Here is an 11,334-nt window from a genome sequence, read left to right as displayed (position 1 = left end):
GGGCGCTTCCAGGCCCAGGCCGAGGGTCAGAATCTGGGTGCCGTCCATGCCATGCCTCCTGTCATCGTGGAGGCTCTATCGTGGCTCAACGACGGGGGCGAATTCCACACCCGACGACGAAGAGCCGGTTTTTTTGCGTCTGATGACACGTCATCGGTTACCTCTCGTTTCAAGTTCAGCGGTCCCCGCTACCAAACACAGAAAAGCCAGAACCTAAAGGTTCTGGCTTTTTTCACCCGATGTTTGTACCCGATGACCCGTCAGCTTTCATTGGCGCAAGCTGCTAATAAGCAACGAACGTTAGAGCATCAACCTTACACCTGCCACGACACCGGTATCTTCGGTGGCATTACCGCCTGCACGCGAGAAGTCGGCGGTATCGCCGTACTGCTTTTCCCAATAGGCACCGACGTAGGGCGCGAAGCGGCGTGTCACCCCGTACCCCAACCGCATACCAATTCGCACCGAATTGAGGCCCTCACCAACGCCGAACCCCTCGACTTCGCTGGCAGCGAGGGTAATTTCCGTTCGTGGCTGCAAATAGAGCCGTTGTGTCAGGCGCAGGTCGTATTCGCCCTCGACGCTCGCCGAGACATCACCCTCGTCACTGACCTGTAGGGCTACATCGGTCTCGATGCCATAGGGCATGACCCCTTGCAGGCCTATTACGCCGTAGGTTCGCTCGGCATGGTCGTCCGAGAAAACGCCGCCCTGGTAACCGATGCCGCCCTGCAGTTCCCAAAAGTCAGCGACGAGCCGGCTGTAGAGCAGCTCCAGCGACTCGAACTCCGCATCCTCGCCGTCGCCCTGGACGTTCTCCCCTTCTGACTTCAGGTAGACACGATTGATATCACCGCCATACCAGGCCTGGAAGTCCCACACCAGGGCCTCGTCGCCCTTGTCGGGCACGGCGTACTCGAGCCGGTCGAACAGTGCCATGGCCATGTTGTGTTCCACGACCGGTGACGGCCAACTGCCCGGGGCATCATAGCCATCCTCCGCCTGGGCAACGGACAGCGTTGTCGCGGCCAGCAGGACACCGGTGGCGATCACTGGGATTTTGGTCAACATGCCTTCTCCTTACGAAACCTTGACGACACGAAACATGCCGGCATCCATGTGGTAGAGCAGGTGGCAGTGGAATGCCCAGCTGCCTTCCGCGTCGGCGGTGATCAGTGCCGAGACGCGCTCACCGGGTTTGACGTTCAGGGTGTGCTTGCGCGGGATCAGCTCGCCCTGGCCGTTCTCGAGTTCCATCCACATGCCGTGGAGGTGGATGGGGTGCTCCATCATGGTGTCGTTGATCAGGATCAGGCGCAGTCGCTCGTTCTTGTCGAAATGAATGGGACCCGTCACCTCGCTGAATTTCTTACCATCGAAGGACCACATGTAGCGTTCCATGTTGCCGGTGAGGTGCAATTCCAGCTCTCGTCCCGGTTCACGTCGGTCCGCCCAGGGCGTAAATGCCTTGAGGTCGCGGTAGACCAGCATCCGGCGCTCGTCGGGATCAATACCAATGCCGGCCTGATCGTAGCGAGAGCCTGGCTGCGCAGCGCCTGCCGCCAGCATGCCGTTGGCATTCATTTTGGTCTGCTCGCCCGACATGCCCTGCATACTGGAGTGATCCATACCCTCCATGCTGGTATCACCCATTCCCTGCATATTGGAGTGGTCCATACCCTCCATGCTGGTATCACCCATTCCCTGCATATTGGAGTGGTCCATCCCCGCCATGCCATGAGCCCCCATGGCCTCCATGCCCCGATCAGCGATCTGGCGCCTCCCGGGGATTTCCGCGCCCATCCCCTCGCGGGGCGCGAGAGTGGCTCGGGCGTAGCCGCTGCGATCCATGGCTTCGGCGAAAATGGTGTAGGCAGCGTCATCCTCGGGAGCGACCAGGACGTCATAGGTCTCGGCCACCCCGATGCGGAACTCATCAACGGGAACCGGCTGCACCGGTTGACCATCAGCCGCCACCACAGTCATTTTCAGCCCGGGAATACGCACGTCGAAGTAGGACATGGCCGAGCCGTTGATCACCCTTAGGCGAACACGTTCACCGGCCTTGAACAGGGCCGTCCAGTTCTCCTCAGGCGAGTGGCCATTGAGCAGGTAGGTATAGGTGCTGCCGGTTACGTCGGCGATATCACGCGAGCTCATGCGCATTTTCGCCCACATGCTGCGCATCTCGGCCGTCGGGGAAAATCCCTTCTCGCGCACATCGGCGAAGAAGTCGGCGATGGTGCGCTCCTGGAAGTTGTAGTAACCCTCGGCGGTCTTCAAGTTGCTGAAGACCGACGTCGGCTCCTCGAAGGTCCAGTCGGTGAGCAGCAGCACATGCTCACGGTCATAGCGGAAAGGCTCACGTTCGGCAGCATCGATGATCAGCGGCCCGGCATGGCCAAGCTGCTCCTGCAGTCCGGAGTGACTGTGATACCAGTAGGTACCGTTCTGGCGAACAGGGAATCGATAGGTGAAACTCTCGCCGGGTTCGATACCGGCGAAGCTTACCCCGGGCACGCCGTCCATCCCCGGCGGCAGGATCAGTCCGTGCCAGTGGATTGATGTCGGTTCATCCATCAAATTGGTGACTTTGAGGACGGCATTTTGGCCTTCCTTGAGCCGAATCAGCGGCCCGGGGCTGGTACCGTTGATGCTGATCGGACGGGCTTCCTCGCCGGCAATCGGAATCGACTCACGACGGATGGCAAGCGCCACTTCGGGACCTTCCTCAACACCCTTGGCATAAACGTTGGTCTGTCCCCAGGGACTTGCCCAGCTGGGCCGCAAGCCAAGGGCTGCCGCCGACCCCAGCCCCAGTGCCGCACCGCCTTTCAGGATCTGACGGCGTGACAGTGGATGCGTGATGACTCTGGATCTTGCCATGTGTGCCTTCCCTGCAATGTCTTGGGAAGGCCATACTGACGGGGGAAGCTGAATCACTACTGAAAAAAGGGCAGTTATCGAAAATATTCCTTCAAGGGAATCGTCAGTTCGATTTTCAGGCCACCCAGAGAACTGATGTCGAACCTTACCTGCCCGGAATACCGGGGAATGAGTTGCTTCAGTATCGACAAGCCCAGTCCGTATCCGGGCTGACGTTCGTCAAGGCGAATGCCTCGCTGGCCAAGGCGAGAAAGCTCTTCTGGTTCAACCCCGGGTCCATCGTCCTCGATGGTGACCTTGAGGACATCATTCACCGTCACTCGGCAGATCACCTCGCTGGCCGCCCATTTTCCCGCATTGTCGAGTACGATGCCGAGCATCTCGGAGAGATCCTGAGACTCGATCGGGACGCGTCGACCCCTCTCTTCTGGTAGGGCCAGATGGAATCGCTTGTCCGGATACATCCCGCGAAACATCTCCATCAACCGAGAGCAATCGCGATGCAGATCAGACATACGCCCAGCGTGGGGGCCGGCGATACGCGAGCGCCTGAGCTCGACATCCAGTTGGGCGTGAATCTCTTCAAGACGCTTCACTAACTTCTCGCGACGAGCCTCATCGATGGGGCGCGAGCCTCGCAGCACTTGGGTCACCGCCGCGAGCGGCGTCTTGAGAGCGTGAGACAGGTTCGCCACCGAGTCGCGGGAGCGTTGCAGGCGACTGTCTATCTCATTCATGAAGCGGTTGAGTTGAACGACCAGACTGTCCAGCTCGGGCGGCACATCCAGAGACAACCGCTCACGCTCACCGGCCTGAAGCTGACCCAGCTGGTCGCGGAGCCGGGAAAGAGGGACCAGTCCGCGGTTGACCGCCAGCAAGTTCAAGGTGACCAATAGCATCAGAAGCCCAGCGGCAATACCGGCGACCCACCAGTGCAGTCGCTGCAACCCCGCTTCCACCTGGGAAAAGTCCTCACCCACCAGCAATGCACCGGGTTCCCCGTCCAACATGAAGTGCCGTCGGTAGACGAGAAGATGTCGCTCGCCCTCCTTCACCTCGAAGAGAGCGCTGTCTGATTCCTCGAGCAGGGGAGCCAGGGCATCCTGCCAACGAGGGTCCGACGCAGTAGTGTCGCCACCGAGACGTAGCACGTAGAGATGGTGGAAAATCTGGTAGGCCCGACTCGCCGAGTCCAGTGCCAGTGGAATAGAGAGTCGGTTCTGCTGCAACTGCTCGATCGCATGATCGGCTTCCCGCTCGAGGCGCTCCCCAAGGAAGTCGCGGGCCAGATCCTGCAACAGGATGCCATGCAGGAGCCAGGCAGCCCCCATCACCAGCAAGGCAATGCCGGATAGCCAGGTCAGCAGCCTGAAGCGCAAGCTGCGTCGGTCAATGTGAAGCGAAGACATACCCTTGCCCGCGCCGCGTCTGGATAATCGACTTGCCAAGATGGCGCCGCAAGCGACCAATGTAGACCTCCACCAGGTTCGGCGCTGCTGCATCTTGGTCCAGGGCATAGAGCTGATCGATGAGTTTCTCCTTCGAGTGGACACGATCGGGATGGTGCATGAAGTAGCGCAGCAATCGAAACTCGGTACCCGTCAGCGGTTGCCAAGAATTCCCATCGATACTGACACACTGATTGGCTTCATCGAGGCTAACCCCGTTGATTGAAAGTTCCTGGGACATGCTACCGGATCGACGACGCAGCAGCGCCTTGAGTCGTGCGAGAAGCTCACCCTCATGGAAGGGCTTGGTGAGGTAGTCATCCGCACCACTCTCCAGGCCAACAATCTTGTCTGCCCAGGTATCACGAGCGGTCAGGATCAGCACCGGCAGGTCTTGACCATCCTTGCGCCACTTCTTGAGCACATCCAGACCGGAACCGTCCGGAAGGCCAAGATCAAGGATCGCCAGCTCATAGTGCTCAGTTGCCATGAGCGACCTGGCCACGCTCAATGATGTGGCCAGGTCGACACGGTAACCGTTGTCTTTCAGGCTCTCGGCCAAACTCTCCGCGAGCAGATCGTCATCTTCGATGAACAACAGTTTCATGCGGGTGAATCATCCCTTGAGATCGATGTTTCCGGACATGCCTGCCTCGTAGTGGCCCGGAATGTTGCAGGCGTACTCCAGGCCGCGGACGTTCCGAGGGGCCGTCCAGACAAGTTCTGCCGTCTCACCCGGTGCGATAGTTACAGATGGCATGTTACCGCCATGCTCTCCCTCGGCCATTACATGACCGCCATGACCGCCATGCCCACCGTTACCATGACTGCCGCTCATTTCCTGCATCATCTTGCGATGCGTTTCCTGAGCCTCTGTATCACCAATGACGAACTCATGTTCAATATTTCCGGTATTGACGATCTCGAACTTGATGGTGTCGCCTGGCGAAATGTCGAGATTCTCGGAGCCGAACCACATGTCGCCCGCCTCGAGCCGAATGGTGCGATTAATGTCGGCATCGCCCACCGCCGCTTGAGAGCTGCCGTGCTCACCAGCAGCGAAGGCAGTCATCGTGGTCAGGCCCAGCGCCAGGGCCAGCAATGTCTTGCGCATGATATTACCTCTTTGAATTGAGTCAGCGGAGCTCGTTTGTAACGCATAAACCTGAAGACAGGCTGAACTCAGCAAAAAATACTCTTCCAATCTCAAGGAGTCGCGGCGCAAGGTCGAGTATCTGGCCGTCCACCATGCGGGGACGAGCGACTGGTCCAGGACCCTAGCCGCATTGGTCGACCAGCGCATCGTCGAGGGGCTGCACCAGCCGGCGGTAGTTCAGCAGCTTTCCCTTTTCTTGCCCGCTACTATCGGCTGGGCCTGCTGCCCGGAGGGCGGCCAGGATGCATTGGAGCTGACCGCCGTCCCAAAAAAGTTGACCGCCCGGCAAATAAGTAAAACATGGAATTAACGTCTCGCCGTTTTATGTTATTTCCCCGGCGACTTCAGCCCAAACATGCAAGAAATCACGGACAATGTTTTTGGCTAAAAAATCCTGACAACTTCATAATAATCAGCTATATAGCCATAAATAAAATCAGCCGCCTCACATAATTTGAAAACTTGGACCTAATATGCTTGTGAAAAGCCCACCCTTCCGTCAGCATAGGGTCAGGCCTGATCACTTAAGAGTGAACAAGCCACGAAACTTGGGTCGCTGACCCAGCTTTCGAAAGAAAAAGGCAAACCCGTCGAAAGGCGGGGACGCAAAGTCACCGGTCTAATGGGCACAACAGCCCTATGACAGCGGGACCGCCTACATCTCCTTTGGGTCCGAGCACGCTTTTCTCATGCCCGACCCCCATCGCAGTGTTAACGGTTCCCCTAACTGGTTTCAAATCAAACGATTGTCGACGGGAAACCACCGCGGCAATGGCTTACAGGGGATTGAAAATGAACTCATCTGCCTTCATTCGCAAGAATTTCCGCCTTACCGTGCTGGCGTCCGTCGTCGCGCTTGGGGCGTTCGGGGCATCCAACAGCTTTGCTGCGGCGGCGACAACCTCGGCGTCGAGCACCGTCATCGAGCCCATAGCTATTGCCCTGGGGACTGATCTCAATTTTGGGAGGTTCGCCCCCGGCGCCGGTGGCAGCGTGACGGTCTCCACTAGCGGTGCACGAACCGGGTCGAACGTCATTCTGTCAAGCGTCGACGTCGGGACCGTGTCCGCCGCCCGGTTCGACGTAACTGGTGATAATAACGCCACCTATAGTATTACTTGGGATGCCGCTGCTGAACTGAGCGACTCAGTAGAAGCAGGGGGGAACACGATGGCGTTGGCAATATTCAGTGATCTTACCGCCGGCAACGCCATCACGGGTGAAGTGACGGCAGGTACCCTCGGCACCGGGGGTACCCAATCTATCTACCTAGGCGGCACGCTGACGGTAGCTGGAACTCAGACAGCCGGGACCTATAGCGGCGATGTGACGGCAACGGTAGAGTACAACTAACCGTTCACTGGCATATCGAGCCGGGCGCTAGTCCGGCGAAGACCAGGGTGGAGTAATGAAAGGACCTTTCAGAGGCTCCACCTTGATTTGGCGCTGAGCGACGTCAGCGTTACTTTCCTCTATGAATACTCTCTTCCCTGAAGCAAATATCCCCCGGAAAAGCCGGGGGATTACTTTTTTTATTTATTTATAGAATAAAAGCAGGTACTGCACTTATTTCATTAATTCAGGTCTATAACTAAATAGACCATTATTATCAGAATCCAGGGATACTGCGATGAAACATAAATGGGCAGCGATCACGGCTGGCGCCTTATTGGCCACTCTCGTGGCTTCCCATGGCTGGGCCCAGGAGATCGCGATCCAGAATACCCGGGGATTGTCGTTCGGTAGCTTCGTGGCCGGCAGTGGCGGCTCGGTCGCGGTCAGCCCCAGCGGCCTGCGCAGTGCCGGCGGCGATGTGCTGTTGATCCGCTCGGGCGAGGGCATTGCCGCCGAGTTTACGGTCACGGGCGATACCCAGGCGACCTATACGATCCAGTTGCCCGGCGATGATTTCGTGACGCTCACGGGCCCGGGCAGCGATATGGTCATCAACGCCTTTACCAGTGCCCCTTCCGGGGCCGGCGGCCAGCTGAGCGCGGGTGGCTCCCAGGCCCTGACGGTCGGGGGAACACTCAATGTCGGTAACGCACAGACACCGGGTGATTACGCCGGCAGCTTCAGCGTGATCGTCAACTACAACTGATGCGTCTTTAACTGATGCCTCTCTAGCGCCGCGCTGTCTTTCCGCGCGCCCTCCGCTACCCACGAAACAAACGAACAATGGATTCCACCATGCTCCCCAAGACCTTGACCCCTGAATTCAATCAAAAAACGCGTGGCACGACGTTGCTCTTCCGCTTGACCCTGTGCGCCCTGCTGCTCGTGTTGCCGGCGAGCCATGCACTGGCGCAGTTGATGCTTTACCCGACCCGCGTCGTCTTCGAGGGCAACCAGCGCTCGGCCCAGCTGGAGCTGATCAACAATGGCACTGAAACTGCTACCTATCGCATCTCCCTGGTCAACCGCCGCATGAGTGACACCGGTGAATTCTCCGACATCACCGCGCCTCTCCCGGGTGAACAGTTTGCCGATGCTCTGCTGCAATACTCGCCGCGCCAGGTGACCCTCGAGCCGGGTGCCGGTCAAGCGGTTCGTATCATGGTACGCAAGCCAGGCGATCTGGCGACCGGCGAATATCGTTCGCACCTGCTGTTCGCGCAACAGCCAGATGCCAGTGGAAGTCGGAGCATCGAATCTGGCTCTGCCGCCGATGGCGAGATAGGCGTCCAGTTGACGGCGCTGGTCGGCGCCTCCGTTCCGGTGATCGTGCGTCATGGCGCGACAGACGCCAATGTGGCCTTGACCCAGCTCGAGCTTCAGCGCGCCCCGAGCGGAGCGCCGCTGCTGGCCCTTCAGATGCAGCGTAACGGTACCCAGTCGGTCTACGGTGATCTGACCGTCAGCTTTACCCCGCGAAGCGGCGCCGAGCAGGTCATCGGCCGCGCCAACGGGGTGGCGGTCTATACGCCCAACCCCCTGCGCAACGCACGCATTGCACTGCAACCGCCGAGTGGCCTGAGTCTCAGCAACGGCACCCTGCGCGTCACCTACCGCGAACAGGCAGAAGACGGTGGCGAGTTGCTGGCCGAGGCGGCGTTATCGCTATAGCCTCCTGGCGCCATGCCGCACGAAAATGACATCCGCTAGCGCCCACCGAGCCAGTCCGTTGGCCGTGCTGGCGTCTAGGCTGGTGTTGTTGTTAGTGCTGCTGGCCTGCGTGCTGGTCTTCGCCCCGGGCCTATCTGCACAAGAATCGGCCCAGGAATCGGCACAAGAATCGGCCCAGGAACCGGCCGCAGAACCGACCACAGAACCGGAGCTGCTGATCCTGGAAGTGCGCCTGGACCAGTCGGTACTGTCAGGTGCCATTCCTGCCTATGAGGTGGGTGAGCATACTCTGCTGCCACTGGGCGAGCTGGCAAGATTGCTGACCATTGCCATCCAGACTCAGCCAGGAAAAGGCGTCGCCAGCGGTTTTATCCTCAGTGAAGATCGCGGGTTCAGCCTGAACCTGGACAGCGCCAGCGTTACCCTGGCCGGGGATACCAAAAGCTTCGATCCAGCGCTGGTGCTGGCGGAGCCGGATGATATCTATGTCGCGGTGTCCCTGCTCGAAGATTGGCTTCCGCTGTCACTCGAGATCGACCGTGCCGGTCTCTTCCTGCGCGCTCATGCCCTCGAGGCATTGCCCCTGCAGGCCCGCCTGGCTCGCGAGGGCCTCGGGGCTCGTGCCGGAACGCCGGGTGGCTATGAGGATCCCGGCTATCCCCACCACGAGCAGCCGTACCGGCTGTGGAGCATGCCGTTCATCGATCAGACGTTGACCACCGACCTGCAGCGCAACAATGGCCGTACCCAGGGCGACGCGACCTATACCGCTTTCCTCACCGGGGATTTCTTAGGCATGGAATCCTCTCTCTATTTTTCCAGCGGCCTAAAGGACCCTTCGCCTGAAGTACGTGCCACATTCGGGCGCCACGACCCAGGCGGCAACCTGCTGGGCCCGCTGCAAGCGACCTCTTTTCAATTCGGCAGCCTCTCGACCCCCAGCGTCGAGAATATCTCCCGCGGTATCAGCGGCGAGGGAGTGACGTTGAGCAATCGCCCCCTGACACGGCCCACCAGCTTCGACCGCCAGACGTTCGAGGGCGACTTGCCGCCGGGATGGGACGTGGAGCTCTATTACAATGGTGCCCTGGTGGGTTTCACCCAGGCCGATGCCGATGGCCGCTATCGTTTCGAGGAGCAGCCCCTGAGCTATGGCCGCAATGACTTCCGGCTGGTGTTTCATGGCCCCCTAGGCGAGACACGGGTAGAGCCATACAGTTTTCCCCTGGATCAATCCATGGTGCTCCCCGGCGAGTTCCAGTACAGCGTGACCGAGCACCGGGACGACGACGGGCAATCTCGAACCGTCGCCCAGGTCGACCTGGGCCTGGCACGCGCGCTGACCGCCTCGGCCGGACTGATCCGGGCGCCGGTGGACGGAAACGAGGAGCTCTATTCCACCCTGGGAGTCCGCACCTTCTGGCAGTCGCTGAGTCTCGGCGGAAGCCTTGTCCAGGCCAAGGACGGTGGTTCGCTGGCCGAGCTCGATGTCCAGACGCGTATCGGCGGCGTGGCCGTGGACGCGAGTCGCCTTCTGCTGACCGATTTCACCAGCGAGGTCTTTTCTGCCAGCAGCGATCCCATTCTCACCCGTGATGCGCTTCGACTCACCGGCGCCCTTCCGCTGACGTCGCGCTCGCGCATGCCCGTCACCCTCGAGGCCACGCGGGACGAGCGGGAGTCCGGCAGGACCAGTACCGATGTCAGCGCCCGCGTTTCCGCTTATGTCTATCGCACCTCCCTCACCAACACCCTGCGCTGGCGTGCCTCCGATGACAGAGAGCACACCACCGGCAGCCTGCAGGTCAGCCGTCGCGTTCGCGATATGAGTTTGCGCGGCCAGATCGATTACCAGCTGGGCTCGGAGAGTGACCTCTCCTCGCTGGCGCTGTCTGCTGATAAGACGCTGGCAAACGGCTATCGCGGGACCCTGGGCATCGCCCACACCTTTGCCTCTCCCGAAACCCGTTATTCGGCGGGCTTTACCAAAAACCTGGGCCGCTTCGGGTTGGGCGTCAATGCCAGCTATGCAGACACCGGCGATATCGCTCTGGGGGCGCAATTGTTTATTGCCATGGGCCGGGATGACCGGCGCTCCGACTGGCGTTTCGATGCCAGGCCCATGGCGAACACCGGCGCCGCTTCCGTGCGCGTGTTCCTGGACGAGAATCACAATGGCGTAATGGACGCCGATGAGGAGCCGCTGGAGGGGGCTGGATTCACGGTCAACGGCGGCAGGCACCGAGCCCGCACGGATGCCGAGGGTATCGCCTACGTGGATCACCTGCCGGTGAAGCAGCATCTCGACATCGGGATAGACATCGCGACGCTGGCAGACCCGCAATGGGCGCCGGCGATGGAAGGCGTAAGGCTGGTGCCGCGCCCGGGCAGCGTGGCCAGCCTGGACTTCCCGGTGCGCATGACCACGGAAATCGATGGCACGGTCTACCTGCTGGAGGAGGGTGTCGAGCGCGGCATCGGGGATATAGCGCTGGAATTGCTCAACGAACGGCAAGAGGTAGTCGCCCGCGCAACAAGCAGCTGGGACGGTTTCTATATCGTGCCAGGCGTCATCGCCGGGGATTACCGGTTGAGAGTTTCACCGGAGCAACTACAACGCCTGAGCCTGACCAATAGCGGCACAATAGAGCTGAGCGTATCGGGCGATGGCACCTTCATCAGCGGCGTCAATATGACGGTGTCGCCCTCCATTCGGGCCGTGGGGCCGAAAGCCCCATGATGCGGGCCTTCAGCCAAACGGTGTCACAGCTTCTCTGC

The 11,334-nt window shown here is 60.0% G+C and carries 9 protein-coding genes and 1 riboswitch; of the genes, 4 read left to right on the top strand and 5 right to left on the bottom strand.

Annotated elements, in window-relative coordinates; all coding sequences use genetic code 11:
• Positions 1–300: 300 nt before the first annotated feature.
• The 5 genes from ACFODV_RS12205 to ACFODV_RS12185 all read right to left on the bottom strand — a co-directional run bounded on the left by ACFODV_RS12205 (position 301) and on the right by ACFODV_RS12185 (position 5,448).
• On the bottom strand, positions 301–1,071 hold the full coding sequence (locus ACFODV_RS12205; protein ID WP_379759753.1) for a copper resistance protein B: 771 nt from the start codon (positions 1,069–1,071) through the stop codon (positions 301–303).
• A 9-nt stretch (positions 1,072–1,080) separates the two neighbouring features.
• Complete coding sequence (locus ACFODV_RS12200) at positions 1,081–2,886, bottom strand: copper resistance system multicopper oxidase (protein WP_379759750.1); 1,806 nt, start codon at positions 2,884–2,886, stop codon at positions 1,081–1,083.
• Between the two features lie 74 nt (positions 2,887–2,960).
• Positions 2,961–4,295, bottom strand: a complete 1,335-nt coding sequence (locus ACFODV_RS12195; protein ID WP_379759747.1) for an ATP-binding protein — start codon at positions 4,293–4,295, stop codon at positions 2,961–2,963.
• Positions 4,276–4,941, bottom strand: coding sequence for a response regulator transcription factor (locus ACFODV_RS12190; protein WP_379759744.1), 666 nt, complete (start codon positions 4,939–4,941; stop codon positions 4,276–4,278). The genes ACFODV_RS12195 and ACFODV_RS12190 overlap by 20 nt, the downstream gene beginning before the upstream one ends.
• Positions 4,942–4,950: 9 nt before the next feature.
• A complete protein-coding gene (locus tag ACFODV_RS12185) occupies positions 4,951–5,448 on the bottom strand; it encodes a cupredoxin domain-containing protein (RefSeq protein ID WP_379759741.1) in 498 nt (165 codons plus the stop codon).
• Positions 5,449–6,060: 612 nt separating this feature from the next.
• A riboswitch (cyclic di-GMP riboswitch) is annotated at positions 6,061–6,149 on the top strand.
• Positions 6,150–6,282: 133 nt separating this feature from the next.
• On the opposite strand from ACFODV_RS12185, the gene ACFODV_RS12180 reads away from it, so the two are divergent.
• From ACFODV_RS12180 to ACFODV_RS12165, 4 genes are all read left to right on the top strand, one after another.
• Entirely contained in the window at positions 6,283–6,843 is a 561-nt protein-coding gene (locus ACFODV_RS12180) for a DUF4402 domain-containing protein (protein WP_379759738.1), read from the top strand.
• 277 nt (positions 6,844–7,120) lie between these two features.
• Positions 7,121–7,591 (top strand): DUF4402 domain-containing protein, encoded by a 471-nt coding sequence (locus ACFODV_RS12175; RefSeq protein WP_379759736.1) that lies wholly within the window; start codon positions 7,121–7,123, stop codon positions 7,589–7,591.
• A gap of 89 nt (positions 7,592–7,680) precedes the next feature.
• Positions 7,681–8,556: a fimbrial biogenesis chaperone gene (locus tag ACFODV_RS12170; RefSeq protein ID WP_379759733.1), complete on the top strand. Its 876-nt coding sequence runs from the start codon at positions 7,681–7,683 to the stop codon at positions 8,554–8,556.
• 25 nt (positions 8,557–8,581) lie between these two features.
• On the top strand, positions 8,582–11,296 hold the full coding sequence (locus ACFODV_RS12165; protein ID WP_379759730.1) for a hypothetical protein: 2,715 nt from the start codon (positions 8,582–8,584) through the stop codon (positions 11,294–11,296).
• The last annotated feature ends 38 nt before the right edge of the window (positions 11,297–11,334 follow it).

The sequence above is a fragment of the Halomonas tibetensis genome (assembly GCF_042643535.1).
Taxonomy (GTDB): Bacteria; Pseudomonadota; Gammaproteobacteria; order Pseudomonadales; family Halomonadaceae; genus Halomonas; species Halomonas tibetensis.
This window is presented reverse-complemented; position numbering and strand designations above follow the sequence as displayed.